This is a genomic window from Streptomyces sp. NPDC007088, assembly GCF_042869355.1.
Lineage (GTDB): Bacteria > Actinomycetota > Actinomycetes > Streptomycetales > Streptomycetaceae > Streptomyces.
The window spans coordinates 231,977-258,324 of record NZ_JBIAFO010000003.1; the positions used below are offsets into that span (position 1 = coordinate 231,977).

General features: G+C 72.2%; 27 protein-coding genes, 2 pseudogenes and 1 CRISPR repeat array. Of the genes and pseudogenes, 18 read left to right on the plus strand and 11 right to left on the minus strand.

Annotated features, from left to right (window positions below):
- The first annotated feature begins 114 nt into the window (after window positions 1-114).
- A complete protein-coding gene (locus ACFYMP_RS06725; protein WP_388851581.1) occupies window positions 115-630 on the plus strand; it encodes a MarR family winged helix-turn-helix transcriptional regulator in 516 nt (171 codons plus the stop codon).
- Between the two features lie 42 nt (window positions 631-672).
- On the opposite strand, the gene ACFYMP_RS06730 is transcribed toward ACFYMP_RS06725, so the two are convergent.
- Window positions 673-945 (minus strand): DUF2530 domain-containing protein, encoded by a 273-nt coding sequence (locus tag ACFYMP_RS06730; protein ID WP_388851584.1) that lies wholly within the window; start codon window positions 943-945, stop codon window positions 673-675.
- Between the two features lie 417 nt (window positions 946-1,362).
- On the opposite strand from ACFYMP_RS06730, the gene ACFYMP_RS06735 reads away from it, so the two are divergent.
- Entirely contained in the window at window positions 1,363-2,820 is a 1,458-nt protein-coding gene (locus tag ACFYMP_RS06735; protein WP_388851587.1) for an NCS2 family permease, read from the plus strand.
- 254 nt (window positions 2,821-3,074) lie between these two features.
- Here ACFYMP_RS06735 and ACFYMP_RS06740 read toward each other — a convergent pair whose 3' ends face one another.
- Window positions 3,075-3,251 (minus strand): ribbon-helix-helix protein, CopG family, encoded by a 177-nt coding sequence (locus ACFYMP_RS06740; RefSeq protein ID WP_388851590.1) that lies wholly within the window; start codon window positions 3,249-3,251, stop codon window positions 3,075-3,077.
- Between the two features lie 180 nt (window positions 3,252-3,431).
- Between ACFYMP_RS06740 and ACFYMP_RS06745 the strand changes: the two genes are divergently transcribed.
- Together ACFYMP_RS06745 and ACFYMP_RS06750 are read left to right on the plus strand one after the other, a co-directional pair.
- Window positions 3,432-3,869 carry a MarR family transcriptional regulator gene (locus ACFYMP_RS06745; protein ID WP_363144367.1) on the plus strand — a complete coding sequence of 146 codons (438 nt, stop codon included), beginning with the start codon at window positions 3,432-3,434 and terminating at the stop codon, window positions 3,867-3,869.
- A gap of 81 nt (window positions 3,870-3,950) precedes the next feature.
- Window positions 3,951-5,513, plus strand: coding sequence for an MFS transporter (locus ACFYMP_RS06750; protein ID WP_388851594.1), 1,563 nt, complete (start codon window positions 3,951-3,953; stop codon window positions 5,511-5,513).
- A 231-nt stretch (window positions 5,514-5,744) separates the two neighbouring features.
- Here the strand turns inward: ACFYMP_RS06750 and ACFYMP_RS06755 are convergent, their stop codons facing one another.
- Window positions 5,745-6,272, minus strand: a complete 528-nt coding sequence (locus ACFYMP_RS06755; RefSeq protein ID WP_388851597.1) for a GNAT family N-acetyltransferase — start codon at window positions 6,270-6,272, stop codon at window positions 5,745-5,747.
- A gap of 51 nt (window positions 6,273-6,323) precedes the next feature.
- Between ACFYMP_RS06755 and ACFYMP_RS06760 the strand changes: the two genes are divergently transcribed.
- Window positions 6,324-6,938, plus strand: a complete 615-nt coding sequence (locus tag ACFYMP_RS06760; RefSeq protein WP_388851600.1) for a 2'-5' RNA ligase family protein — start codon at window positions 6,324-6,326, stop codon at window positions 6,936-6,938.
- 266 nt (window positions 6,939-7,204) lie between these two features.
- On the opposite strand, the gene ACFYMP_RS06765 is transcribed toward ACFYMP_RS06760, so the two are convergent.
- Complete coding sequence (locus ACFYMP_RS06765; protein WP_388851603.1) at window positions 7,205-8,200, minus strand: aldo/keto reductase; 996 nt, start codon at window positions 8,198-8,200, stop codon at window positions 7,205-7,207.
- Window positions 8,201-8,460: 260 nt separating this feature from the next.
- Between ACFYMP_RS06765 and ACFYMP_RS06770 the strand changes: the two genes are divergently transcribed.
- Window positions 8,461-9,078 carry a DinB family protein gene (locus ACFYMP_RS06770; protein WP_388851606.1) on the plus strand — a complete coding sequence of 206 codons (618 nt, stop codon included), beginning with the start codon at window positions 8,461-8,463 and terminating at the stop codon, window positions 9,076-9,078.
- Window positions 9,079-9,094: 16 nt separating this feature from the next.
- Here the strand turns inward: ACFYMP_RS06770 and ACFYMP_RS06775 are convergent, their stop codons facing one another.
- The 3 genes from ACFYMP_RS06775 to ACFYMP_RS06785 all read right to left on the minus strand — a co-directional run bounded on the left by ACFYMP_RS06775 (window position 9,095) and on the right by ACFYMP_RS06785 (window position 11,722).
- Window positions 9,095-9,817, minus strand: coding sequence for a hypothetical protein (locus ACFYMP_RS06775; RefSeq protein ID WP_388851609.1), 723 nt, complete (start codon window positions 9,815-9,817; stop codon window positions 9,095-9,097).
- Window positions 9,818-9,932: 115 nt separating this feature from the next.
- The gene (locus tag ACFYMP_RS06780) at window positions 9,933-10,511 is read right to left on the minus strand and encodes a GNAT family N-acetyltransferase (RefSeq protein WP_388851612.1); all 579 of its coding nucleotides are present in this window, start codon (window positions 10,509-10,511) and stop codon (window positions 9,933-9,935) included.
- 59 nt (window positions 10,512-10,570) lie between these two features.
- Window positions 10,571-11,722, minus strand: coding sequence for an MFS transporter (locus ACFYMP_RS06785; RefSeq protein ID WP_388851615.1), 1,152 nt, complete (start codon window positions 11,720-11,722; stop codon window positions 10,571-10,573).
- 62 nt (window positions 11,723-11,784) lie between these two features.
- Here ACFYMP_RS06785 and ACFYMP_RS06790 point away from each other — a divergent pair, with 62 nt between their 5' ends.
- Entirely contained in the window at window positions 11,785-12,786 is a 1,002-nt protein-coding gene (locus tag ACFYMP_RS06790; protein ID WP_388851618.1) for an ArsR family transcriptional regulator, read from the plus strand.
- A gap of 445 nt (window positions 12,787-13,231) precedes the next feature.
- On the opposite strand, the gene ACFYMP_RS06795 is transcribed toward ACFYMP_RS06790, so the two are convergent.
- Both ACFYMP_RS06795 and ACFYMP_RS06800 read right to left on the minus strand, forming a co-directional pair.
- Window positions 13,232-13,555, minus strand: coding sequence for a hypothetical protein (locus tag ACFYMP_RS06795; RefSeq protein ID WP_388851621.1), 324 nt, complete (start codon window positions 13,553-13,555; stop codon window positions 13,232-13,234).
- 205 nt (window positions 13,556-13,760) lie between these two features.
- Window positions 13,761-14,174, minus strand: a complete 414-nt coding sequence (locus tag ACFYMP_RS06800) for a hypothetical protein (protein ID WP_388851624.1) — start codon at window positions 14,172-14,174, stop codon at window positions 13,761-13,763.
- Between the two features lie 1,412 nt (window positions 14,175-15,586).
- On the opposite strand from ACFYMP_RS06800, the gene ACFYMP_RS06805 reads away from it, so the two are divergent.
- The 6 genes and pseudogenes from ACFYMP_RS06805 to ACFYMP_RS06830 form a co-directional block, all read left to right on the plus strand.
- Window positions 15,587-16,375 (plus strand): hypothetical protein, encoded by a 789-nt coding sequence (locus ACFYMP_RS06805; RefSeq protein ID WP_388851627.1) that lies wholly within the window; start codon window positions 15,587-15,589, stop codon window positions 16,373-16,375.
- Window positions 16,372-17,499: a serine hydrolase domain-containing protein gene (locus tag ACFYMP_RS06810; RefSeq protein WP_388851630.1), complete on the plus strand. Its 1,128-nt coding sequence runs from the start codon at window positions 16,372-16,374 to the stop codon at window positions 17,497-17,499. The genes ACFYMP_RS06805 and ACFYMP_RS06810 overlap by 4 nt, the downstream gene beginning before the upstream one ends.
- A 36-nt stretch (window positions 17,500-17,535) precedes the next feature.
- Window positions 17,536-17,731, plus strand: a pseudogene (locus tag ACFYMP_RS06815) (hypothetical protein); the annotation flags it as partial.
- A gap of 345 nt (window positions 17,732-18,076) precedes the next feature.
- Window positions 18,077-18,364 carry a DUF1905 domain-containing protein gene (locus tag ACFYMP_RS06820; protein ID WP_388852282.1) on the plus strand — a complete coding sequence of 96 codons (288 nt, stop codon included), beginning with the start codon at window positions 18,077-18,079 and terminating at the stop codon, window positions 18,362-18,364.
- Window positions 18,365-18,642: 278 nt separating this feature from the next.
- Complete coding sequence (locus ACFYMP_RS06825; RefSeq protein ID WP_388851633.1) at window positions 18,643-19,581, plus strand: aldo/keto reductase; 939 nt, start codon at window positions 18,643-18,645, stop codon at window positions 19,579-19,581.
- A gap of 30 nt (window positions 19,582-19,611) precedes the next feature.
- Window positions 19,612-19,953, plus strand: a pseudogene (locus ACFYMP_RS06830) (MerR family transcriptional regulator); the annotation flags it as partial.
- A 313-nt stretch (window positions 19,954-20,266) separates the two neighbouring features.
- Window positions 20,267-21,812: direct repeats of the CRISPR family, unit length 22 nt; unit sequence TCCCCGCGTGCGCGGGGACCAC.
- Window positions 21,813-21,972: 160 nt separating this feature from the next.
- On the opposite strand, the gene ACFYMP_RS06835 reads toward ACFYMP_RS06830, so the two are convergent.
- Entirely contained in the window at window positions 21,973-22,164 is a 192-nt protein-coding gene (locus tag ACFYMP_RS06835) for a DUF397 domain-containing protein (protein WP_388851636.1), read from the minus strand.
- Window positions 22,161-22,976, minus strand: a complete 816-nt coding sequence (locus ACFYMP_RS06840) for a helix-turn-helix domain-containing protein (RefSeq protein WP_388851639.1) — start codon at window positions 22,974-22,976, stop codon at window positions 22,161-22,163. Before ACFYMP_RS06840 ends, ACFYMP_RS06835 begins: the two co-directional genes overlap by 4 nt.
- A gap of 83 nt (window positions 22,977-23,059) precedes the next feature.
- On the opposite strand from ACFYMP_RS06840, the gene ACFYMP_RS06845 reads away from it, so the two are divergent.
- The 5 genes from ACFYMP_RS06845 (at window position 23,060) to ACFYMP_RS06865 (ending at window position 26,296) form a co-directional block, all read left to right on the plus strand.
- Window positions 23,060-23,503, plus strand: coding sequence for a hypothetical protein (locus ACFYMP_RS06845; protein ID WP_388851642.1), 444 nt, complete (start codon window positions 23,060-23,062; stop codon window positions 23,501-23,503).
- Window positions 23,504-23,555: 52 nt separating this feature from the next.
- A complete protein-coding gene (locus tag ACFYMP_RS06850) occupies window positions 23,556-24,410 on the plus strand; it encodes an alpha/beta fold hydrolase (RefSeq protein ID WP_388851645.1) in 855 nt (284 codons plus the stop codon).
- Between the two features lie 123 nt (window positions 24,411-24,533).
- Window positions 24,534-24,893, plus strand: coding sequence for a MerR family transcriptional regulator (locus tag ACFYMP_RS06855; protein WP_388851648.1), 360 nt, complete (start codon window positions 24,534-24,536; stop codon window positions 24,891-24,893).
- 24 nt (window positions 24,894-24,917) lie between these two features.
- Window positions 24,918-25,745, plus strand: coding sequence for an SDR family NAD(P)-dependent oxidoreductase (locus ACFYMP_RS06860; protein ID WP_388851651.1), 828 nt, complete (start codon window positions 24,918-24,920; stop codon window positions 25,743-25,745).
- A 104-nt stretch (window positions 25,746-25,849) separates the two neighbouring features.
- Window positions 25,850-26,296 (plus strand): hypothetical protein, encoded by a 447-nt coding sequence (locus ACFYMP_RS06865; RefSeq protein WP_388851654.1) that lies wholly within the window; start codon window positions 25,850-25,852, stop codon window positions 26,294-26,296.
- The last annotated feature ends 52 nt before the right edge of the window (window positions 26,297-26,348 follow it).

Below are 26,348 nucleotides of genomic sequence, written 5' to 3' on the forward strand. Positions count from 1 at the left end.
CGGGGGGCGGTGGCGGTGGACACGGGGACCACCGCGATACATGTACGATGCATATAATAGCATGTATCGTACCGATAAACGGGCCGTACGCCCGGGAGCGCCAGGAGCGACGAGTTGACCACCGAGGAGCCAGAGCGCCCCGCCGCCGCCCGGCCGTCCCCCCTCATCGACCGCATCGAGCGGCAGACGGCCTTCCTGAACAGGAACTTCGAACTGCTGCACCGCCGCAGCACCATCCACGACCACCTCGACCGCGCCGAGTACCTGATGCTGCGCACCCTCACGGCCGGGGAGCCGGGCGCCGCCTCCCCGCGGGACGCCGGGGCGACGGACATCAACCGCCTGGCCACGATGCTGGGCCTCGACCCCTCGACGGCCGGCCGTCAGGTCGCCGCGCTGCGCCGCAAGGGGCTCGTGGTGACCTCGCCCGACCCGGCCGACCGGCGCCGCAGCCTCGTCACGCCGACCGGGGAGGGGCTGGAGCGGGTGGCGCGGGTGCGCCGGCTGCGGGCGGAGGGCTTCGGCGAACTGCTCGAAGGCTGGAGCGAGGACGATCTGCGCACGCTCGGCGACATGTTCCAGAAGTACAACAGGGCGGTGGCCCGCCGGTATCTGACGCACGAGCCCTGAGCCGGGCCCGCCCGGCTCCGGGGCCGGGGAGGAGGGGCGGCTTCAGGCCCGCGCGGTCCCCGCTCCCCGCTCCGCCTCGTGCCGCTTGATGGCCTGGTCGCGGCGGCGCACGAACCAGACGCCGAACAGGCCGAGACCGCCCCCGGCCAGGCAGGTCCACAGCCACCACAGGTGCCCGTGGTCGTCGAACCAGCCGTAGAACGGCAGCTGCACCAGGAAAAGCAGGAACCAGATGCCGGTGCCGGTCGTGATGGTCGCCACCACAGGGCCTTCGAGCGGCTCGGGCGCCTCGTGCTTCGGGGTCCACTTCTCCATGCGCCCAGCTTACGTAGCGCGCCTGGGGGCGGGGCGGGCGCACCCCGGTCCGCCACGGGCGAGGAGCCGGGCCGGGCCCCCGGAAGACCGGTCCGGTGCGAAGGCGGGTCCGGTGCGAAGGCGGGTCCGGTGCGACGGGGGGCCGTCGTGCCGCCGGGTCCGGAGCGTCCGGCGCGGCGCGCGACACGCCCGGAGAATAGTCCCGCTTGCGTTCTACGCGCGGAGATAGCTATTTCGGGCTCATGTATTCATACTGAAACAGCTCGGGTATGGCTGAGTTCTTTCGTAAGAAGCAACAAAGCAACCGGTTTGGGCCAACCTCTGGGGCCGAAGCCGGGCACCCGGAACGGCGCGCGGACCGCGCGCCCACCCGCGTACCCGTCGTCCCCGTAGCTCTCCGCACCTTTGAGGTTCTCCATGCCCACCTCGGCAACCGTCACGGACGCCGTGCCCGGCGGCCCGGCAGGGGCCCCGCCCCACAACGCCGTGGACCGCTACTTCAAGATCTCCGAGCGCGGCTCGACCTTCGGCCGGGAGATCCGGGGTGGCTTCGCCACCTTCTTCGCGATGGCCTACATCATCGTGCTCAACCCGATCATCCTGGGCAGCGCGAAGGACATGAACGGGCACCAGCTGGACAACGGCCAGCTCGTCACCGCGACCGTCGTGACCGCCGCCTTCACGACCCTGCTCATGGGGGTCATCGGCAACGTCCCGATCGCCCTCGCGGCGGGGCTCGGCGTCAACACGGTGGTCGCGCTCCAGCTCGCGCCCCGGATGACCTGGCCGGACGCGATGGGCATGGTCGTACTGGCCGGTCTCGTCGTGATGCTGCTCGTCGCGACCGGACTGCGCGAACGCGTCATGAACGCGGTCCCCGGGGGGCTGCGCAAGGGCATCTCGATCGGTATCGGCCTGTTCATCCTGCTGATCGGTCTCGTCGACTCCGGTTTCGTCTCCCGCGTGCCCGACGCCGCGCACACCACGGTTCCGCTCCAGCTCGGCAACGACGGCCACCTCAACGGCTGGCCGGTCCTGATCTTCGTACTCGGCGCGCTGCTCACCGTGGCCCTGCTGGTCCGCAAGGTCACGGGCGCGATCCTCATCAGCATCGTCGCCATGACGATCCTCGCGCTCGTCATCAACGCGGTGGCCGACGTCAACCCGGCGTCCTGGGGGCTGACGGTCCCCGAGTGGCCGGGCAACCCGGTCTCCAGCCCCGACTTCGGGCTGATCGGCGAGGTGAGCCTGTTCGGCGGCTTCCAGCACGTCGGCATCCTGACCGGCGTCCTCTTCGTCTTCACCGTCCTGCTGTCCTCGTTCTTCGACGCCATGGGCACGATCATGGGCGTCGGTGACGAGGCGCACCTGACGACCGAGGACGGCGGCATGCCGGGCATGAGCAGAATCCTCTTCGTGGACGGCATCGCGGTCGCCGCGGGCGGCGCCAGCTCCTCCTCGGGCACTACCTGCTTCGTGGAGTCCACGGCCGGGGTCGGCGAGGGCGCGCGCACCGGTTTCGCGAACCTGATCACCGGCGGCCTGTTCGTCGTCGCGCTGTTCCTCACGCCGGTCGCGACGATGGTCCCCTCCCAGGCGGCGACCCCCGCGCTGGTCGCGGTCGGCTTCCTGATCCTGTCCGGCTCCATCGCGAAGATCGACTGGAGCGACTTCACGATCGCCATCCCGGCGTTCCTGACGATGCTCATGATGCCGTTCACCTACTCGATCACGAACGGCATCGGGATCGGCTTCATCACCTTCACCGTGCTGCGGATCGTCGTCGGCCGCTGGCGCGAGGTGCCGGCCGCGATGTACGTCGTCTCGGCGGTCTTCGCCTTCTACTACCTGATGCCGGCGCTCCAGCTGACCTGAGCGGTCCGGAGGCCGGCGCGGCCTGTCCGCCGCCCGGTACCGCACATCAGGGCCGCCGCCCCCGCGAGGGGCGGCGGCCCTTCGCGTACGCCGGGGCGACGAGCGACGAGCGGCGTACGGCAGACGGCGAGCGGCGGCCGGGCGGACGGGCGGGCGGACGGGCGGGCGGACGGCGGCAGTGACGGGCCGTGACGCCGAGGAGGCGGCGCCACCGGCTCTCCCCGCGCGAGGGCCGCCGCCGCGTCCGCCGCGGCTCAGCCGTAGAACCTCTCCGTCTTCTCCACGGCCGTCTTGAACCGCTCGTCGAAGTCCTCGCGCACGAGGGTCTTGATCACGTAGTCCTGTACGGTCATCCCGCGCCGGGCGGCGTGCGCGCGCACGCGGTCCAGCAGCTCACCGTCGATCCGCAGGCTGAGCACATCGGTCCCCATGCCTCCAGCGTCCAGGTGACGGGGCGGAGACCGATATTTTCCGGACGTGTCTCACTCGTACGGGTGAAGACGTGCTTGCGTACGAGTGTCCTCGGTGTGTCGACTGGATGTGTTCGAGGACACGTCGGTGCCGCGTTCCCCCAGTGTCTTTAGCCAGAGTAATGAGTTACTCTAACTACCATGCTTGACCTCAGTCAGGGCGAGGACGCGGCCGCCATCAGCTCCCTCCGTTCCGCAGTGATGCGGCTTTCGCGTCGGCTCAAGCACCAGCGGGTCGACGAGTCCCTCAGCCCCACCGAGATGTCGGTGCTCGGCACGCTCGCCCGTTGCGGCTCGGCCACCCCAGGTGAGCTGGCCCGCAAGGAGCACGTGCAGCCGCCCTCGATGACCAGGATCGTGGCCCTGCTGGAGGCGAAGGGCCTGGTCCGGCTGGAGCCGCACCCCGAGGACCGGCGCCAGAAGGTGGTCAGCTCGACGGAACGCGCGGTGAGCATGCTGGAGGAGAGCCGCCGCAAGCGGAACGTCTGGCTCGCGGGCCTCGCGGCCGAGCTGGACGAGGACGAGTGGGAGAAGCTCAGAGCAGCGGCTCCCGTCCTGGAGAAGCTCGCGCACCTGTGAGCCGCCGGACCCGGGGGAAGTACGCCGACCGCCCCGCGTCCGTGACCGACGTACGAGCGCATGAAAGGAAGGCGAAGGTCTTTGAGTACGGGAACCGGAGCAGACTCCGCCCCCGCACCTGACAACTTCGACAAGACCCAGGGCAGCCCGGCCGGACCTGGCAAGCCCCGCGGGACCGCCGGGACCGGCAGGCCCGCAGAACTCCGCGAGAGCGCGGAGCCCGGCGAGGCGGGCGCGCCGGACACGCCGGTCGAGCCCCGAGAGGGCCGTGAGGCCCACAAGAGCCGTGAGCCCCGTGAGAACCGGGAGCCGCGCGAGTCCCGTGAGAACCGTGAGCCGCGCGAGCGCCACGAAGGCCATGAGCCGCGCAGGCCGGGCATGTTCAGCTCGTTGAGCATCCGGAACTACCGCCTGTTCTTCACCGGACAGGTCGTCTCCAACATCGGCACCTGGATGCAGCGCATCGCCCAGGACTGGCTGGTGCTGAGCCTGACCGGTTCCTCGGCGGCGGTCGGCATCACGACGGCGCTCCAGTTCCTCCCGATGCTGCTGTTCGGCCTGTACGGCGGCGTGCTCGTGGACCGGCTGCCGAAGCGGCAGATCCTCTTCGTCACGCAGTCCGTCATGGGCCTGACCGGTGTCGCCCTCGCGATCCTCACCCTGAGCGGCCACGTCGAGGTGTGGCACGTCTACCTCACCGCGTTCGTCCTCGGCCTCGCGACCGTCGTGGACAACCCGGCCCGGCAGACCTTCGTCTCCGAGATGGTCGGCCCCGACCAGCTGCGCAACGCCGTCTCGCTGAACTCGGCGAACTTCCAGACCGCCCGGCTCGTCGGCCCCGCCGTCGCCGGTGTCCTCATCACGGCGGTCGGCAGCGGCTACGCCTTCCTGCTCAACGGGCTGTCCTTCATCGCGCCGCTGGTCGGCCTCGTCCTCATGCGCTCCTCGGAACTGCACGAGGGCCGCCGCACCCAGCGCGGCAAGGGGCAGCTGCGCGAGGGCCTGCGCTACGTCGCGGGGCGGCCCGAGCTGATCTGGCCGATCGTCCTGGTCGGCTTCATCGGCACCTTCGGGTTCAACTTCCCGGTGTGGCTCTCGGCCTACGCCGACGACGTCTTCCACGCCGGGGCCGGCACCTACTCGATGTTCAACATCCTGATGGCGGCCGGTTCGCTCGCGGGCGCCCTGCTCGCCGCGCGGCGCAGCAGCACCCGGCTGCGGCTCCTGGTCGGCGCGGCCCTCGCCTTCGGCGTCCTGGAGGTCGTGGCCTCCGTGACGCCGAGCCTGTGGGCCTTCGCGGCGCTGCTCGTCCCGATCGGCATGTTCGGCCTGACCACGAACGTCACCGCCAACCAGTCGGTGCAGCTCGCGGCGGAACCCGAGATGCGCGGCCGCGTGATGAGCCTCTACATGATGGTGTTCACCGGCGGCACGCCCATCGGCGCCCCGCTGCTCGGCTGGATCACCGACACCTACGGCGCCCGGATCGGCTTCGCGGCCGGTGGCGCGATCGCGGCGCTCGCGGCGGCCGGGGTCGGCCTCGTCCTCGCCCGGATCGGCGGCCTGCGCGTCCAGCTCGGCTGGAACCACGGCCACCCGCAGGTCAGGTTCGTCCCCCGCGAACAGCTCGCCGCGGCGGCCTGAACCGGGAGCGGCCCGTGTAAGCACGTAGGCACGGAGGAACGGAGGGGTGACCGCCCTGGGCCCGAGGGCCGGGGCGGTCACCCCTTTCCGTACGCGGGTCAGGTCTCCCGGGCGCGAGACCGTTCTCCCGTACGCGGGTCCGGTGTGGGCGCGCGAGCCGGGCGGTCACGCGAGTGCGGCGGGGCCCCGCGCGCGGCCCGTGCCCCCGGCGGCGGCTCCCGCGTCGCCGGGTCAGTCCACCCGCATCTCCAGCACCTGCCCCGGCCAGTCGTCCGGCCCCTCGGTGAACGCGAGCGTCGGCCGGAACCCGCAACTGCGGTAGAAGTCGACCAGTTTCCCGTCGCCGCCCGCGTAGCAGTCCACGCGCAGCAGCGAGACGCCCGCCCGGCGGGTCTCGGCGGCGGCGTGCGCGAGGAGCGCCGCCCCGATGCCGTGCCCGGCGAGCCGCCGCTCGCTCACCAGCAGATGCACGTACCGCTCCGGTTCCGGCGCCGGGCCGACACAGGAGCCGGGCCCGTCGGTGAGCGTGACCGTCCCCACGACCGCCCCGTCCAGCTCGGCGACCCACGGACTGCCCTTCGCGAAGTACGCCTCGACCAGCGCGACCGCCGGTTCCCGGGCCGACCACGGGGCGGTGCCCCACTGCCCCGTCCGGCCCTGCGCCACGAGCCATTCCACCGCGCCGTCGAACAGGCCGAGCACGGCGGGGAGATCGTCTGCGGAACCGGGCCGGAGGGTCAGTGCGCGGGAGGTGTCCATGCGCCAGAGGGTAGGCGTCCGGGGGCGGCGGCGCGGCGCAGACTGCTCGGCATGAGACTTTTCACCGCGCTGCTCCCGCCCGCCGGGGCGCTCGCCGAACTCGCCCGCGCGCTGCGCCCCGTCAGGTCCCTGCCGGGCGCGGACCGGCTGCGCTGGACCGAGGACGCGGGCCGTCACCTGACCCTCGCCTTCCACGGGGAGGCCGACCCCGGGGCGCTGGAGACCGCCCTGCGCGCGGCGGCCCGTTCGCACGGCCCGCTGCGGCTCGCCCTGCGCGGCGGCGGCCACTTCGGGGACAGCACGCTGTGGACGGGCGTACGAGGCGAGGTCGGCGCCCTGCGGGAACTGGCGGCCGCGGTGCCGGTGGCGTTGCCCGAGGCCCCGGAGACGGACGGAAGGGACGGGGCCGGGGCCGCGGGACCGGCCGGTCCCGGGCGGCGCGAGCACCCCTACCGCCCGCACCTCACCCTCGCGCGCGGCGACCGCCGCACGCCGCTCGGCCCCTTCGCGCGGGCGCTCGACGACTTCGCCGGAACGCCGTGGACGGTACGGGAGCTGAGTCTGGTCCGCAGCGAGTTGCCGCCCGGCGGGCTGCGCGGCGCCCGGCCGCGCTACGTGACGCAGGCGACGTACCCACTGACCGGAGGGGCCCCGGGGGACCGATAACCTCGAAGGGTGGACCCCAAGACCAGGAACCGGATCATGGCCGGTGTGCTCGTACTGATGTTCGTCGTGGTGGCGGTGGCGGCGGCCGTCGGCCAGTAGACCGCGGCCGGTGGCCGTCGGTCAGTGGACCGCGGTCAGTAGACCGCGTCTGGTGGACCGCGGGGCGGTGGACCGCCGGCCGCGGCCCACCGCCGTCGCCTCGAAGACCGGTCACAGGGCGGCCGTAATCCGGCTGGAACCGGTCGGTGGCCGTCCGGAGGGCGGACCTACCAGGCGAACGCCTCGGGGGAGGGGCCCGGACCCGGGAAGATCTCGTCGAGACCGGCGAGCACCTCGTCCGACAGCTCCACGTCGATCGCGCGCACCGCCGACTCCAGCTGCTCCGCCGTACGCGGGCCGACGATCGGTCCGGTCACCCCGGGCCGCGTCAGCAGCCAGGCCAGCGCCGTGTCGCCGGGCTGGAGCCCGTGCTTGTCGAGCAGGTCCTCGTACGCCTGGATCTGCTCGCGCACCGCGTGGTTCTTCAGCGCGTCCGCCGAACGACCGGAGGCGCTGCGGCCGGACGTGGCCCCCTCCCGCTCCTTCTTCAGCGCGCCGCCGAGCAGACCGCCGTGCAGCGGCGACCACGGGATGACGCCGAGCCCGTACTCCTGGGCGGCCGGGACGACCTCCATCTCGGCGCGCCGCTCCGCGAGGTTGTACAGGCACTGCTCGCTGACGAGCCCGACCAGGCCGCGCCGGGCGGCCAGCTCGTTGGCCTGGGCGATCTTGTAGCCCGGGAAGTTGGAGGACCCCGCGTAGAGGATCTTGCCCTGCTGGATCAGGACGTCGATCGCCTGCCAGATCTCCTCGAACGGGGTGTCCCGGTCGACGTGGTGGAACTGGTAGAGGTCGATGTAGTCGGTCTGGAGCCGCTTGAGGCTCGCGTCGACGGCCCGCCGGATGTTCACGGCGGAGAGCTTGTCGTGGTTGGGCCAGGGGTCGCCGACCCCCATGTAGCCGTTTACCTTGGTGGCGAGCACGACCTTGTCGCGCCGGCCGCCGCCCTGCGCGAACCAAGTCCCGAGGATCTCCTCGGTACGGCCCTTGTTCTCGCCGAAGCCGTAGACGTTGGCGGTGTCGAAGAAGTTGATCCCCGCGTCCAGCGCGGAGTCCATGATGCTGTGACTGTCCGACTCGTTGGTCTGCGGTCCGAAGTTCATCGTCCCGAGGACGAGCCTGCTGACCTTGAGTCCCGTACGTCCGAGCTGCGTGTACCTCATGACACTCCAGCCAACTCCTTGGAGTGCGCTCCAGGCAAGTGGACGAGGTGAACCGGTGGTCGCGGGGGGAGGGGGCCGCGTCAGCTCTGCGTGTACGGGAGACGGCGGACGGGACGACGCCGGAGGCCTTGGACGCCTTCCCGCGTCACGGCCGGCCCGGCCGCCGGTTCCGGCCGGGTGAGGGGGCGCGATCCGGAGCGCGGCCGAACAGTTGAGGCGAAGGCGCGTGGGCGGGAGGGGGCGCGCGTTAGCGTGCCGACATGACCTCCTCCACACCCGGCCCGTCCGCCGCACCCGCCCTGTCCGCCACACCCGACCCGTCGGCCACGCCTGGTGCGGGGGCCCCGGTGGCCCCGGTGGCCGCCGCCGAGCCGCCGCAGTCGATCGACGACCCCGCTGAACTCCTCCCGGCCTATCTCGACTACTACCGTTCGACGGTCCTCGGGAAGCTCGACGGGCTGTCCGAGGCGGAGCTGCGCGGCAGCCGGCTGCCCTCCGGGTGGACGCCGCTGGAACTGCTCAAGCACCTTGCCCACGTCGAACGCCGCTGGCTGCGCTGGGGGTTCACGGCGGAGCCGATGGACGAGCGTGCCGCCTGGGGGGACGAGGACCCGGAGTCGGGCCGCTGGCAGGTGCCGGCCGAGGAGAGCGTGGCCGACGTGCGCGAGCTGTTCGCCGAGGAGTGCGCGCGGTCCAGGGAGATCGTCGCGGCGGCCTCCTCGCTCCAGCAGCGCGCCCGTACCGGCGGCCGCTTCCAGCCGCCCGCGACGCCGCCCGCGCTGAGCTGGATCCTCTTCCACGTACTCCAGGAGTACGCCCGGCACGCCGGACACCTGGACATCGTCCGGGAGTTGGCGGACGGCTCGACGGGGGAGTGACGGCTCTGGACGCGCCTCAGTGGACGAGCGGCCGGACGTACTGCTGTCCGTCCTCGTCGCGTACGGTCCAGCCGTGCTCGCCCAACGCCAGTTCCAGCGAACCGGCTTCGCGCACCGCCTTGCGTTCCAGTGCGGTACGGCGCGCGTCGAGCAGCGTGTCGGCCCCGGGCGGGAGGCCGGGGGTGCGTCCGTGCTCCCAGCGCCGGTACTCCGTGGCGTACGGGTCGGCCTCACGCCACGGCAGGGCGTACCGCCGGGCGGACTCGGCGAGTCGGTCGGCGGTCGCGGTGCGCGGCGGTGGGAGCGGGCCGTGGAGCACCGGGAAGCTGTCGGGGCCCAGGACGACGAGGCGGTCCCCGTCGAGGAAGACGGCGGACACCTCCGCGCGCGGCACGGCGCCGTCCCGCGTACCGCCCTCCAGGCGGAGCCGCTCGGCGTCGACGGTCAGCCGCAGCACCCGCCCTTCGAGCGCCGACAACCCGAGGACGAGGCCGATACCGGCGCCCGCGAGGACGGCCAGGGCCACTTCCCACCACGCGTCGATCCCGCCGAGGAGGCGGAACACGATACGGAAGGGCAGCGCGGGAAGGCCGGACAGCCACCGGCCGAGCGGTGGCAGCGCCCAGCCGGCGAGTACCGCGCCGAGCAGCGGCGCCCCGGCGAGCGCACAGGGCAGCAGCCAGCGAGCGGGGCCGACGACCGTGCCGGGGCCGCGCGAGGCGGGGGAGGGAAGGTCCATGGGGAGAGCGTCCCGGGAACGCCCGGCCTCGGCCATCGGGGGAAAGTCGCGGTCCCGGCGACTTTGGTAGCGCCTCGCGTTCGAGAGCGGGGCGTCAGCGCGCGAAGCCGCCGGTCTACGGACGCGGAGGGACGGCCGCGCGGACCCGGTAGGCCACGCTCGCCCGCAACGGGCCCTCGGGGACCGTCGGGTCGTCGAAGTCTTCGGCCGGGTCGCGCTCCATGCCGAGCCGTTCCATCACGGCGCGCGAGCGCAGGTTCCCGGCGGCGCACAGGGCGAGGATTTCGGGCAGTCCCAACTCCTCGAAGCCGAAGGCGAGTACGGCACGGGCCGCCTCGGTGGCGTAACCGTGTCCCCAGGCGCTCCTGGTGAGCCGCCACCCCGCCTCGACCCCGTCGAAGGGCACTTCCTCGTCGACCGGATCGAGGCCCGCGAAACCGATGAACTCCCCGGTCGCCCGCACCTCCACGGCCCACCAGCCCCACCCGCGTGCGAGCAGTTGCCGCTGGAACTCGGCCGCACTCGCCTCGCTCTGCGCCCGGTCCAGGACTTCGGGGAAGTACGCGCGGACCTCGGGGTCGGCGTTGAGCGCGGCCCACGGGCCCAGGTCACTCTCCCGCCAGCCACGCAGAAGAAGGCGTTCGGTGCGCAGTTCGCGCGGGGCGCCGGGGTCGAGTGGGGTGTCGGTGGCCATGGGGGCACAGTAGGCGGGCTTGTGCCCGGCGGCGAACGGGTTTTCCTTACCGTACGGCATCAGCCCAGCCTTCGTGCCAACATCAGCGTCACTGCCAGTGATGCCGCCGCCGTCAACGCCATCCCGACAGCGGGAGAGGTGAGTTGGGCGACGGTTCCGGCCGCTGCCGCGCCCAAGCCCTGCCCCGCCAGCATGCCGGAACTGTGCAGACCGAGCGCCTGACCGCTCAACTCCGCCGGAGTGAGAGCCAGCAGGCGGTCTTGGAGCAGCAGGCCGGACGCGTAGCCGACCGTGGCGAGCGCGACCAGGCCCGCTGCCGGAGCCGGTCCCGGACGCAGCGCGAACAGCAGGTAGGGCGCGGCGAGCAGTGCGCACAGGGGGACGGCGAGCGGGGGCCGCCAGCGGGTGGGCAGCACCCGTCCGACCAGCAGGTCCCCAGCCAGCATGCCGAGCGCGCCGACGGCGAAGAGCAGTCCCGCACCGCCGGGCGCGTAGGGGACGTAGAGCGATTCCACCCCGACCACCAGCCCGTTGGGGAGCCAGAGCGCGAGGAACACCGCGCGGCGGGGTGCCGAGGACCAGAGACGGGCGTTGGTGCGCCAGGTCTCGGTGACCGATGGGCGGCCTCCGGCTCGCGGCGGGCGCGGGCGCAGCCCGAAGCGTGTCACCGCGGCTGTGGGCAGGTGCAGTGCGGCGGCGGCGACCAGGGTGCCGCGCGCGGAGAGCGTGGCCACGAGTATGCCGCCGACCGCGAAGCCGCAGATCTGGACGATCCCGGCGGACATGCTGACGACTGACCGTCCGAGCAGGTATCCGTCCCGGGGAAGGATCTCGTGGAGCAGTCCGTAGCGGACCCCACCGCCGAGCGATCCCCCTAGGCCGAGCCCGAGCAGCACCGCGAAAAGCGCCCAGACCGGGAGCCCGGGGAGTGCCTGGAGGGCGGTGCCCAGGCCGGAGACCAGCGCGAGGCCGGTCAGTGCGGCGCGCGGCGGCAGCCGGTCCGCGCCGGACAGCACCGTCGCCGCACCGGCCAACTGGGCGAGGGCGGGGCCGAACATGGCGAGGGACGAGAGCAGCGGGGAGCCGGTCGATTCGAGAACAAGGAGGCCGAGGGCCAGGCCGGCGACCGTCTGTGCGGCGCTGAGCCCCGTCGAGGCGAGCAGCAGCGGGGTGAACTCCGGGGTGCGGAAGAGGCCGCGGTAGGTGCGCATGACCGGGGAGTCTGTCCGGCGTGATCGGCGCGGTGGGAGACTTTCGCAGGGAGGCGAAACCAATGAGCTGGTGGCAGGTGACCGCGGACACGCTCGCCGCGAGCTGTTTCGTCGCCTCCCCTCTGGCCGAGACGGTCGCGGCGCTGAAGACGCTGCACGACGGCGCTCCGGCCCATCCCGGCGAGCGCCGCTGGCTGGACATCCATCAACCGGCCTACCGCGCGCGGTTGTCCGCCGATCCGGTCACCGCGGCGCTCGTCCCCGCCGCGCTGGGGCCGCGCTGGAACGCGACCTTCCTCACGCCGACGCCCACGGGAGACAAGGCCGACTTCGAGGAGGAGCTTTCCCGGATCCGGCATACGCCCTCGGATACCGCCCTCGCCGACCTGGCGGAGTCGTCGAACGGCTCCCTGCCCACCCCGTTGCTGGACCACGGAAACCTGGCGAGGTGTGCCGCGGACCTGCTGGAGTGGGTGTGGTGGGAGACCGTCCAGCCGACGTGGTCGCGTCGCGGCCGGATCGTCGAAGCGGACGTGGTCGCCCGCACCGCGCGCCTGGCGGCCGGCGGTTGGGCCGCCGCGCTGGACGACATGCGCCCGGGGATGCGCTGGCTGGGCGGCAACCGCCTGCAGATCACCGCGTACGAGAGTCCCCCGCAGGAGCTCACCGACGTTCGGCTGCTCTTCGTCCCGGTGACCTTCGCCCGGAGCTGGGTCTGCTGGGACTCGCCGCCCGGAAGCGACACGGCCCGGACCGCGCGCCGGTTCGCGGTGGTGTACCCGTGCGCGGGCGTCCTGGCCGCCGAGCCAGACAGGAAGCGCGCCCCGCGGGCGCTTTCGGCGCTGCTCGGCTCCGCCAGGGCCGAGCTGCTCGCACTGCTGGAGAGCCCGAAGAGCACCACGCAACTGGTCGCCCTCACCGGCCTGCCGCTGGGCTCGGTCGGCCGCCACCTGCGCATCCTGCGCGAGGCCCGCCTTGCGGAACGCCGCCGAGCGGGCCGGTCCGTCCTCTACTACCGCACGTCAGCCGGCCAGGCCCTCGTGGACGCCCAGTCGGAGTCGTGACCGGGACCTCGACCGGGCGCCGGGCGCCTACCGGGCCGGGACGGAAAGCGTCAGCTCCCGGGCCGTGCCCGAGGCCCCTGGCGCACGAGTCTCGCAGCCTGGTCGGGCCGCCGTGGCAAGTGGGCGTCCGCCCGAGCGTGCCTGTCGCGCTGCGGACGCGGGCGCGTTCGCGGCACCTGGGCCGTGAGGACCTCGGGGTGGCGGGCGTTGGTGTCGCGGCATCGCAGGGTGGGAGTCGTGGCCGGTGTACTCGACGAGGGCCGGCGCGGTCCGCCCCTTCCAGGCACCGCACTCGATACGTTCCAGCTCCCGTGGTTCCCGCAGAGAGGTGCCGGGTTCGGAGGCGAGGCCGCCCGGCTTCTTCGCCGGTTCACGGCTGTCGCCAGGGGCCCCGGATGCCGGGTCTCAGCTGATCTGTGGGAAGGCCGGCCACTCCGCCGTCACCTCAGTGACCCTTGCCGGAGCCGGACTTACCGCCCTTGTGGGTCGATTTCAGGGAGGCCGCGAGGTCCTGGTCGAGCTTGCCGAACTCCTGGCCGATCTTGTCGATCATCTTGACGGCGCCGTGCGTGTGCTTGCCGAGCTGCTTGACGCCGTACCCCCACTCGTCGGAGAACTCGTGCACCTCGTCCACGAGTTTGCTCGCGCCGACCGCTGAGGCGTCCGTGTTCTTCAGCGTCCGCCGCACCCGGTCCATGCGGTCGCTGATCGTGGAGAAGGTGTCCTTCAGATCCGCGAACACCGTGTCGTCGAGCCGTAGATCGCTCATCCCGCGTGCCTCGTCCCGTCCCGTCCGTGCGAGCGGCTCCCGCCGGCCCCGGCTGGGCCCGTACTGAACCGGGATGTGCCGCGCGCCCCTTCAACGTCCTATCGCGGCACTTTAACGGCAGGTACGTGCGGAGTGCACTGATGTCGGACGTGGGCGACTGCCGGGCAGCCCCGGCCCCGGCCCTGCGTCGATCATCGTGAACGTCTCACTCCAGAGGGGTGAGACCGGCGACCAGACCGCCCAACAGGGCTATGAGGGCGAAGACCTTGGTGAAGGCCCCCGGGGGCGACGTGGCTTCCGGTCCGTTCGCGGGCGAGGTGCCGGTCGCGTCCTTGTGGCGGCGCCCCGTCGCCAGCAGCGCGCCAGCCTGGCCGCTGAGGAGGGGCAGTACCACTCCGGCCAGACCGAGGACGACGAGATCGCGGTCTCCCCGGGTGATGAGCCAGCCGCCCAAGGTGCCGATCACGGCGGCGACCGGACCGGTGTACGGCACTTCGTCGCCCAGACGCGGCCAGCGCTTCGGGTCGGCATGTGGGGGGCCGGCCTTGCGCCGGGCGGCCAGGTACCCGCCTATCAGAGCGAACTGAGCGCATGCGACGAGTGCGAAGACGATCCACATGGCTGGTTCCTTGTCTCGGCGTCGGGTCATCGGGGGCGACCGGAACGAGCGATGGGGGGCACACGAGTGGTCTGTGCCGACATGGCGGGACTGTCTGTGCCGACATGGCGGGACTTCGATGTCGAAGTCGGTGTTGAGGATACCGGGGGCGATCTTGGTGCGCGGGTGCGCGGGTGCGCGGGTGCGCGGGTGCGCCGGGGCGCTGGTGCCGAAGTGCCGGCGCTATGGCTGCTGCCTCCTGTGCCGCCTTTACCGTGGCGCGAGGGTGCGGGGCGATCCCTGGCGGGAGCGACTCGCGTTGACCTTCGGACGGTCGAGTCGCCGCTGCCGGGTGGTGACGGGCATGACGGGCATGCCCTGAGGAGAGCGGTGCTCTCGCTGCCGGTGCCGCAGCGAGAGCACTGCTCTCGGTGCCGCTGCCGCTGTCGCCGCCGCCGCCGTTGTGTGGCGGTCTCCTAGACAGTTGCGAGAGCGCCGCTCTTTCCGGCGAGCGAGAGCAGTGCTCTCGCCGCGTTGCGAGAGCGCCGCTCTCGCTTTGCTGGGAGAGCACCGCTCTCGCGAGCCTCGCGAGAGCGAGTCCGCTCCGTGCCGTCGGGGGCAAGGGGTGGAGGGAGGGTTGCGGTGAGCGGGAAGGGGCACCGAACAAGCGAGATCGGCAATCCGAAACGAGAGCGCTGCTCTCTTTTTGCGGTGTCCATGGAATCGAGCCGGAATTGTCCGTTCATGGATCTACGCCATTGCGGCCTTCATTTGCGGCCTTTCGGTTGAAATGTGACGGTGGACTCACCAATAAGCAGAAACTTGGGGAAACGGGAGGAACTGGGCTCATGGGCAAGGACCGCGCGTCACGACTCGTCCGCACCACCCGCACCACCCGCACCACCCGCACCACCCGCACTACCCGCACCATCCAGACGACCCGCACCGCCTCCACGCCCCGGGCCTCGGCGGCCGCCCACGTAGACCCGGCCGCCTCTACCACCGACGGGGCCAGTGGTACAGGCCCCGCCGGTGGTCCTGCTTCGGTTGGTGGTCCGGCTCTGCTTGGTGATCCGGCACCGGCTGGTGGTCCGGTTTCGGCCAGTGGTTCCTCCTCCGCCAGTGGCGCCCGCCCGGCCATTCGCGCCGCACGAGTCGCCCGCGGCCTCGCTCCGGCCCCGTCACCCGGCGTCCTCGCCCCGTACGGTCCGGTTCGGCGTCCGCCGCTCATCAGCCGGCTGGCGGCAACCCGGGCGCGCGGACCGTGGCCCGCACCCATGCCCGCACCCGCACCCACCGTCGCCCCCACCCGCCCGCAACCCCTCGCCCCCACCCGCCCGCAACCAGTCGCCGCCACCCGTCCGCACCCCACCGCCCCCACCCGTCCGCACCCCGCCGCTCCCGCCTCGGACGCCGGGTAGGGCGGCTCAGGCATGGCCGAGGAGCGGCAGCAGGTGGAGGAGCGGCGGGCGGACGGGCGGGGAGTGGTGCCGGGGGAGGCCGGGCGGGCGTCGTCCTCGCTAAGTGCGGTGCTGCGCGACGCGACCCGGGAGATCGCCCGTGCTCTCGAAGTCGTCCCCGGGAACGGGTCCTTCGCCCTGTCCCACCTGCTGCGCCCGGACGATCCCCACGCGCTCGTCGCCGTGCGGGTGCTCGGGGCCGACGCGCTCGTTCCGTACCGTCTGGCGGGGCATGTGCCCGTGCCCGAGGACTCCTTGCTGGTGGGCCGGGTCCTGGACGCGTTTCCGTCCGGGCCCGGCGGCTCGGAGGTTTCGCGGTGGCGGCATCACGGCCTTGTCCAGGCGGCCCGTGCGGTTCTTCCGACCGGGGGTGGTGCCGAGGCGGCGGATCTCCGTGTGTCCCGGGCGGCGGACATCGTGGTGCCGGATGCGGCGTGGGTGCGCGAGGCGGCGCCCGCCCGGCTGCCGCATCTCGCGGCGCAGCTCGCCGCCCTCGCCGTGCCGGGTGCGGAGTCCTCGCCGCTCGGCGCCGAACTCGACGCGCGTGCGGCGGACTTGGCGTACGGATTCGAGGAGGCGGTGGATCGCGGGGACTGGCGGCGGGCGGCGGGTGCCGGGCGTTGGCTCGCGCTGCTGCCGGGCGCACCGTCGGGTCCGCTGCTGGATGAGGGGACCGGCCGTATCCGGCGCGGGGCCGGGGACGATCCGTGGGTGCTGCTCCAGGTCACGGCCGCCCACCTGCTGCGGGATGTGCGGACGTGAAGCGGCCGGACGCGCCGTACATTCCGGACGGCATCGGCCCGGCGGATGTCGCTGTCCGGGAACGGCTGCGGGTGGCGCTGAAGGGGGTCGACGCGGCTGACGTGGTTCTCGCCGTGAGTCGCGCGGGCCGCCGTACGGTCGTCACGGGTGGCACCGGGCCGGCCCCCGAACCGCCTCGCCCGATCCTGCGCTACGAGGTGGGGACGTGCTCCGCCTCGTACACGGTGCTGCTGCTCACGGTGCTCGCCCGTCAGGGGGCCGTCCGGCTCGACGACCCGCTGATCGCGCGACTCCCGCCTCTGCGGCTGCGGTTCCCGACGGCGGCGCGGGCGATCACCCTGCGCCATCTGGCCACGCACACCTCCGGGTTGCCGCGCCTCCCGGCCGGGTTGCTGCCGGGTGCCGTCCTGCGGCCGTACGCGAGCGGCTACGACCGGTACGACACGGCGCGGCTGCTCGACGCGTTCGCGCGGACCCGGCCCCGGCACCGTCCCGGCGCGTACTGGGCCCGGTCCGGTTTCGGGGTCGCGCTTCTCGCGGCCGCGCTGGAGGAGGCGGTGGGTGAGCGCTACCCGGCACTTCTCGCCCGGCACGTTCTCGGTCCGCTCGGACTGACGTCGACCAGTACGGCACCTGGACCGCGTGGTGCCGTCGCCGTGGGGCATCGCGGGGACGGGATGACTCCCGTACGTCCGGCCCGTGTGGGGGCGTTCGCCCCGGCGGTGGGCCTGCGTGCCACGCCGGAGGACCTGTTGGCCTACCTGGAGGCTCAAGCCGGACCGGAGAGGGGCCCGTTGGGTGCGGCCGTACTCGACGCGCAGCGACCGCAACTGATCCGGGGGCCTGCCACGCGCCGCGAGACCCACACTCTGGCCGGGTGGCTCCAACAACCCGGTGAGAGCGGCCCCTTGCTCTTCTCCAGTGGCGCCTCGCCCGGCCAACAGGCGTTTCTCGGCTTCCATCGCGCCTCCGGAACTGCACTCGTCGCGCTGTCGACCCGGCGCGGCCGGGCCGTCGGGCTGACGGCGACGGCGTACGGGCTGCTCGTCGAACTCAGCGGAGGAGGGCTGCCGGGATCAACACCACCTCCGGCCGGTGCGGAACAGGGCGCGCGGGGAGTGTGAGCCGCGCCGCCGAGGAGGGCAAGGGGCAACCGCCGTATGCCGCGCGCCCGGAACGCCGTGGACCGTGTGTACACGCAGCCGTTGGAGGTCCCTCACACACCGTGTCCTCACACACCGTGTCGTCATACGCGGCGCCTTCGCGCGCCGCGATCGCCCCGTGTCGCCGGCGCACTTCGGCCGCACCTTCCGGGCCGCCTTCGGCGAGACACCGCACCGCTCTCTGCGACGCCGCTGCTGGTCTCCGCGCTGGTGCTCGGCGTCGAGTGCGTCCTGGCTGTGGTCGCGGCGACCACGGTGATCGTACGGTGGTCCCTCCCGGAAGCGGGGGCATACTGGTGATCGTCGAACTGCCGGAGGATGACCGGCGGTTGCCGAGTGGTGGCGCGGCCCATCGCGCCGTACGGGACGGAGAGGCCGCGCCCGGTGGTCTCGGGCACGGGGTTGACCGACCGGTGGCCGGGACGCCCCGTGGGCGGGCGGGCGACGACGGGACGGGACGAGTGTGGGGACGGGACGGGACGGGTGTCGGGACAGGGTGAGTGACGGGACGGAGAGCCGACGGATGACGGGACACGGAATGCGGCTGGCCTTCACGAGCCGAGTGATCGAGTGGCGGGGCCCCTCGCCGTTCTACTTCGCCCCTGTCCCCGAGGAGCAGGCCGCCGGCATCGGCGAGGTGGCGGCGATGGCCACGTACGGCTGGGGCGTGATCCCCGTCGAGGCCCGCATCGGTGCGACCGGCTTCACCACGTCGCTCTTCCCGAAGGACGGCGGCTATCTGGTGCCCCTCAAACAGGCGGTACGCAAGCGGGTGGGCCTCTCGGTGGGTGACGCGGTGACAGTGGAGATCACCGTCCGCCTGTGATGCCGGATCGTTCCTGGTCTTCGTCGTGTAAGTCCTGAGATCCCGTGCACCCTGAGACGTCGATGAACCCTGAGGCACCTGTGAACCCTGGGGCGCCTGAGATTCCGGGGAACCCTGAGATCCCTCAAGCTTGCTTTCTGCCTTCGGCTCTCTGCTCTCTGCCGCACTCTGATTTCTGGAACCGGGCAGCCGCTTCGCGACCCTCGCCTCTCATACGTGTCCGCCCCGCCACCGTCGCTCTTGACCTGTAGCGCGCTACAGGTTCGAGGATGACCGGCATGAACAACACCGCACCTCAAATCGTTCTCGGGACCATGGACTTCGGCACCCGAGTCGAACCAGATCAGGCCTTCGCGATCCTGGACGCCTTCGCCGCCGGTGGCGGTGTCTGGCTGGACACCGCCAACTGCTACTCCTTCTGGAGCGACCCCAGCGGCGTCGGAGGCGCGAGCGAGCGGGTCATCGGCTCGTGGCTCAAGGCCCGTCCGGGCGCGCGCGACACGGTGCGGATCGCCACGAAGGTCCGGCAGAACCCGCTCGTCGCGCACTCCTGGCCGGAAAGCGCCGAAGGGCTGTCCGCCCGCGCCGTCCACGCCGGGGTGGAAGAGAGCCTGACGCGACTCGGAGTCGACCACGTCGACCTGCTCTGGGCCCACGCCGAGGACCGCGCCGTTCCGCTGGAGGAGACGGTCGGGGCGTTCGGCGAGCTGGTCGCGAAGGGGACGGCCCTGCGGGTCGGGGCGGCCAACCACCCCGCCTGGCGCGTCGAACGGGCCCGGTCTCTCGCCCGGGAACAGGGCGTGGAGCCTTGGACGGCGTTGCAGTTGCGGCACTCGCTCGTGCAGCAGCGCCCCCTCACCCCCGTCGCGGAGGGAGGCCACCGGATGCTCACCGCCGAGGACCTGGACCTCGCGCACGCGGAGGGGCTGGCGGTGTGGTCGTACAGCTCGCTGCTGTGGGGTTCCTACGTACGCCCGGACAAGCCACTTCCGCAGTCCTATGATCACCCCGGGACCACCCGTGTGCTCACGGTTCTGGACGAGGTCGCGGGGGAACTCTCGGCCACGAGGAACGAGGTGGTCCTCGCCTGGCTGATGCGGCAGGGCATCGATCCCATCGTCGGTGCGAGCCGCGTCGAGCAGATCGAGCAGGCACTCGCCGCGCGCCGTGTGCGGCTCGACGACGAGCAGGTGGCCCGCTTCGCCGAAGCGAGGTAGCGCGGGCGCAGTCACACAAGGAGCCCCTCCGTGAGCACTTTTCCCCCTTCGGCGGCCGCCGACCGCACCGGCGTCTCCATCGAGACCTTGCGCTACTACGAGCGGGAGGGGCTCATCGGCCCGATCGGCCGCTCCTCCGGCGGGCGCAGGCAGTACACCGAGGAGGACGTGTTCTGGATCGGCCTGGTCACGTGTTTCCGCGACGCGGGCCTCGGCATCGCGGACCTGCGCGGCTTCGTCGCCCTCCTGCGCGCGCAACGCCCCGCGCAGGACCGGGTCGCCTTCCTCCGCGAGCACCGGGCCGCCCTGGAGCAGCGGGTGGCGGCACTGCACCGGGCCATGGAGGTCCTTGACGACAAGATCGCCTACTACGGCGGAGCGACGCCGGAGCAGGACATCCAGGACCGCAGTCCGGCACCGGTGGAGGACGCCAGGAGGTGACTGCGGTGGTGGGCGGCGGCCGGACGGTCGGGCGGTCGCGGGAGCCTTGCCGGCTATGGGGCGCGGGGAACGAGGCGGGGGCTGCCCGACACCGTGCGGGCGGGTGGACGCCGGGGTTGCTCCTGCGGGGGACGGGCTTCCGTCGCGCGTACTCGTTCCCGCCTGACTTCGGCCGTTCCGCCGCGCACCGGGGGCATGAGCGGCCCGCCCTTTTGATTGTTGCGACCAACTAGTTGGTCGCAACACCCTGCGTGCGCAGGGACCACGGATCGACAGGCCCTGTGGCGGGGCCTGTCGTGGGACCGTCCCCGCGTGCGCGGGGACCACACTCCGGGGTGTGACAGATGGCCACCAGCATGGGGACCATCCCCGCGTGCGCGGGGACCACCTCAGCCTCTTCCTCACGCTCCTGAGCCGCCTGGGACCATCCCCGCGTGCGCGGGACCACACGATGTGCGCGGCGAGGAGCGGGGGCACGGCGGGACCATCCCCGCGTGCGCGGGGACCACACCGCCCAGTTCCCCTGTCCCGAGCTATACGTGGGACCATCCCCGCGTGCGCGGGGACCACGCGGCGAGGACGGCCTGCTTGACGAGCGCCAGGGGACCATCCCCGCGTGCGCGGGGACCACAGCGCGGGCAGCGCGGAGGCGGCGGCCCGTAGGGGACCATCCCCGCGTGCGTGGGGACCACCGGGCCTGCTCCTGGTCGAGGTCGTCCATCCAGGGACCATCCCCGCGTGCGCGGGGGCCACGCCCGGACCGCCTCGTAGTCGCCGTGGTCGGCGGGACCATCCCCGCGTGCGCGGGGACCACAACCGCGCCGTGAGCGCCGCGTTCCAGGCAGCGGGACCATCCCCGCGTGCGCGGGGACCACTCCACGGTGAGCGCGGCCCCGGACCTGCCCCTGGGACCATCCCCGCGTGCGCGGGGACCACCCCTCAGTCGTCAGCAGCGACGTCATCACCGAGGGACCATCCCCGCGTGCGCGGGGACCACAGGACGTCCGCGCGGCGGGCCGCCTCCGCGAAGGGACCATCCCCGCGTGCGCGGGGACCACCACCCCTAGACCCCCTTGGCGAGGGACGCGCTGGGACCATCCCCGCGTGCGCGGGGACCACAGATGGGGTGACCACCCGCCTTTGGGTTGGGAGGGACCATCCCCGCGTGCGCGGGGACCACAGGTACGCCGACGACAGCTTGTCGCGCCACGCGGGACCATCCCCGCGTGCGCGGGGACCACGGTCTGCTCGACCTCGCCGTTCCCGGCGGTCAGGGACCATCCCCGCGTGCGCGGGGACCACCCCTCACACAGTCGCACCGCATCGTGACACGCGGGACCATCCCCGCGTGCGCGGGGACCACGGCCCGCCGTCCACCCGGCCCGGCGTGGCCCTGGGACCATCCCCGCGTGCGCGGGGGACCACGCGAGGGTGAGCACGTCAGGCGCTCCAGAGGGGGGACCATCCCCGCGTGCGCGGGGACCACCCAGTCGCCAAATGGCGACCGGGCGAGTGCGGGGACCATCCCCGCGTGCGCGGGGACCACGCAGTCCGGCTGTTGGGGCTGCTGTTCGCACCGGGACCATCCCCGCGTGCGCGGGGACCACCATCACCTCCAGGTGGTCCATCACCTCTTGGCGGGACCATCCCCGCGTGCGCGGGGACCACTCGCGGGTGATTGTTCCGTTAAGGCCGATGATGGGACCATCCCCGCGTGCGCGGGGACCACGTCAACAACCTTGGAATCCTGATTTCTGGGACGGGACCATCCCCGCGTGCGCGGGGACCACTCTTTCTGACCTGCGGGTTTATCCGGTGGAAGAGCCGGTTTCAGCAACTAACCAAGATTCCGTCATGCTTCGCCTTTCGGGCAATTCGGCCAAGCACTCTCCTAACGGCGCGGCCGGTCCGGGTGCTTGATCCTCGCGCCTCTCGTTCCCGGCCCGTGGCTCAATGGGGGGTTTGTTCGCCCGTGACGTACCCCAGGAGCCCAGCCCAGGCGCCGTTGTCGAACCGCAGGAGCGGGCGACTGGTGTCCTTGGAGTCGCGAACCCTGACGCAGTCGGATCCAGTGGCGACCTCGACGCAGTTGCCGCCCTGTTCGCTGCTGTAACTCGACTTGATCCACAGGGGGGTACTCACAAGTTCCCAACCGCCTCTTCGATCCATCGCGCCGAATCCTCCACGTTCCTGGCCTGCTCCCGCAGCGTCGCGTACTTCTCAAAGAGCACCGAAGTCATCGAGGGCTCGGTAAGCATATAGTTCCCGCTCTGGCCTTCCACGTAGACGAAACGTCGGTAGTCGGCGGTGTCCACCAGCACCATCGGGCCGCTGAGCCCGGAGTGCGTACGTACGTCGTTCGGCATCACTTGGAGGCTTACGCCGGGGTGCTGAGTGAGCCCGAGCATGTGACGCAGCGCCTCTTTCAAGACCGGCTGTCCGCCCAAGGGGCGCGTGAGGACGCTCTCCTCGATCACAAAGGACACTTTCGGCTTCGGCTTTCGGGTGAAGATCGCTGCGCGCTCGATCCGCTCGGCCACTTTCTTGTCGATGGCCTCTTCCTCCAGCGGCGGGCAGGCTGTTCGGTAGACGGCGCGCGCGTACGCCGGTGTCTGGAGGAGGCCCGGGATCAGGCTGTTCTCGTACGAGCCGATGATGACGGCCTGTGCTTCCTCCTCCAGGTAGCTCTGGAAGCCCTCAGGGAAACGCTTGATCTCGGCGAGTGCCTCCGCTGCTGCCCTCAGTGCACCTTGTGCACCAAGCAGTTCGTCAGCGGCCACGACGAAGCGGTCGCTGGGCAGGCGTTTACCCGCCTCCACCATCGCGACCTGCGATTTCGAGTAGCCGACATGCTTGGCAAGTCGCTCCTGCGAGATGTTCACACGCAACCGGTAGAACCGGAGCAACGCGCCGAACACGGCCAGTGCCGCTGATGCTTGATCACTACCTGCCACGTCGTTCTCCCCGTGTACACGAAAACGCACCCTGTGCGTGTAAGGCTGGTCACAGTATGTGAGCGCCCCCCACCCTCGTGCTCATGGAACGGAAAACTTCACCCACACCACGTCATCGGCCCGCCCTCTTCCCTGTCCACGACTGGATTCCCGCCCACGGGCATGCTCTGCGGCACGTCGGGGTGCACTTCGACGCCGTGCGGATCGGCGGGTTTCTCGGGGAGCAGGTCGCTTACGAGATCATGCAGTTCACGAATTTCGAGGCGGGGCCCATCGTGCGGGAGCTGAGCGGGGAGCGGGCCATGTACTTCCTGCTCGCGCCCGGGTCGCTCGGTGATCGGCGTTGGCCTCCCGGGACCCGGGTGCTGCACAAGGGGGACGGCCGGCTCGCCTATGTCGGGGTTCCCGCGCTCGAAGGGCTCACCTGGCCGCTCGACTGGCGGTCCCGGCCGACCCGGGAATACCCCTTCGTGGAGGCCGACTTGCTGCACGAGATGGTGGGCGTCGCGTTGACCGCCGTGCCCTGACGGGGCGGAAAACCGGGGGAGGTCCTTGGGCCGGTCACGTTAGGTTGCCGCCATGGACGTCCATGCCTCCGCCGCCGCTCCCGTCCCCGGACAGCTGAAGGTCCCGGGGGCGACCCTGTACTACGAAGTGCGGGGCAGCGGGCCGCTGTTGTTGCTCTTGCCCGGCGGGGGTGGTGACGCCGGGGTGTACGACTCCTTCGGGGCGCGGCTCGCCGGCTCGTTCACCGTCGTCGCCTTCGATCCGCGCGGGTACAGCCGCAGCACGCTCGACGGGCCGCGCGAGACGCTGCGCGTCGGCACGCAGGCCGACGACGCCCTCGCGCTCATCAGGCAGGCCGGGCGGGAGCGCGGTGGTGCGGCCGACGGGCCCGCCTACGTGCTCGGCGGGAGTTCCGGGGCGGTCGTCGGGCTCGATCTGCTCGCCCGGCATCCGCGGCATGTCGCGCGGCTCCTCGCCCACGAACCGCCGGTGTTCCAGGTGCTGCCCGGCGCCGCCGAACACCGGGCGTTCGTCGACGAGGTCTACGCCGTCTACAAGCGGGAGGGGCCCGGTGCGGCGGGAGCGCGGTTCGGGGCCGGGGTCGGGGCCACCGGGGACGATCAGCACTGGGAGCCCGCCCCCGGTCTCGCCGCCCGCCTCATGGGGAACTTCCCGCACTTCCTGGAGTACGAGCTGCGCGAGGTCACCTCCTACCTCCCGGACGTCGAGGCGCTGCGGCCCGCCGCCCGGGACGGCCGGCTCGTCCTGGCCGCCGGGACCACCTCGCGCGGGGCGCTGTCCCACCGGCCCGCCGCCCAGCTCGCCGGGGAACTCGGCCTGAGACCGGTGCTTTTCCCCGGCGGACACGGTGGCTGGCTCGCCGCCGAGGAGGAATCGGAGTCACTCGTACGGCAGTTGTTCGCGTGACCCGGTTCGCCTGCTCGTCCCGGTTCGCCCGACGGTCCGGCCGCGCGCCGGAATGCGGGGCGCGCGACCACTGTTGCTCCATGACACGGTGGGAAGGCCAAGCGCGGAGAGGCGGGCTCGTACGTGCTCATCGGGGAACTGGCCCGGCGCACCGGCACCGGTGAACGCCTCCGGCGCTCCCGCGAACGGGTCGGTCCGCTGCGGCCCGGACGCTGCGCCAACGGATACCGCACCCACGACGAGACCGCCGTGGAGACCGTGCGCCCCGTCCGGGGGCTGCTCGCCGCCGGGCTGCCCACCCGGGTCATACGCGGTGTCCTGCCCCGCACCGACGCCCACACCGGGTGCGGCCCTGCCCCGGCGTACTCGGCCAGTTGCGGGCCCAGTCGGCGGCGCTCGTCCACCGGCCCTCCGGAGGCCGTTGGCCGTGGGCCCTCGGCCACCTCTCCGCCGTCCGTCGCCACCGCCACCGTCCACCACTGATCACCCGTACGAGGAGAGCCGTCCATGAAGACCCTGGTCATCGCCGGTGGGACCGACGGCATCGGCAAGGCTCTCGCCGAACACGCCCTGGACAGAGGGGACACCGTCGTCGTCATCGGCCGGAACCCCGGGAAGGGAGAACGGTTCCTCGGCTCCGCGCGGGCGGCCGGGGCCCTCGGCCGCGCCCACTTCGTCACCGCCGATCTCAGCCTGCTCGCCGAAACCGGCCGCGCCGCCGGGGAGATCGCCGAGCGGTTCCCGGCGGTCGACGCGCTCGTGCTGTGCGCCCGGCACTACCGTTCGCGGCGCACCGTGACCGCCGAGGGCTTCGAGGAGAACTTCGCGCTGTTCTACCTCAGCCGCTACCTGCTGGGGCGCGCCCTCGCCGGGCCGCTCGCCCGTTCCGCGCGTCCGGTCGTCGTCAACGTGGCCGGTCCGGGAGCGCCCCTCGACCTGATCCACTGGGACGACCTCCAGCTGAGCCGCGCCTACCACGGTGGCGCCGCGCTCGGGCAGGGCGGCGTGCTCAACGACCTGCTGGGCACCGCCTACGCCGAGGAGTACGGGACGAGCGGCATCCGCTACGTACTGATCCACCCCGGGGTCACCGCCACCGGCTTCTCCGGCGAGTACGACGCCGAGACGGCCCGCCACATCCACTCCATGCGGCAGCACGCGAAGCCGGTCGGGGCCGCGCTGCCGCCGGTCCTCGCCGCCGTCGACACCCCGCCGGCCGAGGCGCTCAGCGCCTACGTCGAGGGCCGCCGCATCCCCGTCGACTCAGGCTCCTTCGACCCCGGGGCCGCGCGGCGCCTGCGGGGCCTCACCGAGGCGCTGCTCGCGGGGAGGTGACCGCCGCCGGGGCCCGTGTCACCTGGCCGTCTCGTGTGTAACAACCCGTCCCCGAGGCGCGGCGGGCCCTTCCCCCGTCGCGCCCTCCGCGTGAGGCTTCGGCCATGGATGTGAACAGAAAGCGGAGATTGTGGGGGAGCTACTTGGGGATCGGCCTCGCGGTCGTTCTGCTCCCCGGGGTCAAGTTCCACGTGGCCGGGACGATGTCGGTGCTGCTCGCCTTCGTGCTGGCCGACCTGATCTACACCGTGGTGAACCAGCTGATCTCTGCCTGGCCCTCGGACGACGTCCGTGAGACGCCGTACGTCGTCCTGCTGGCCCTCGGCGTGGTCGGCGTGTTCCAGGACTCCCTGGTGTGGCTGCTGATCTCCTGGGCGACCGGGCAGCTCGGCCCGCAACTGGGGGTCTCCGGTTACGGAACGGCTCTGCTCGCCGGGCTCGTCTCCCGCACCGTCGTCCTCGCCGTGCTGGCCCTGCCCCGGCGTGGCGCGCGGCGCGACCGGGCCGCCCGCGACACCCGGGAGGGCGGCGGGCGGCACGCGCGCCTGTGAGGGCGCCCGACCCGGAGGGCCGTACCGTCGGGAAGGAAGGGGGGAAACGCGC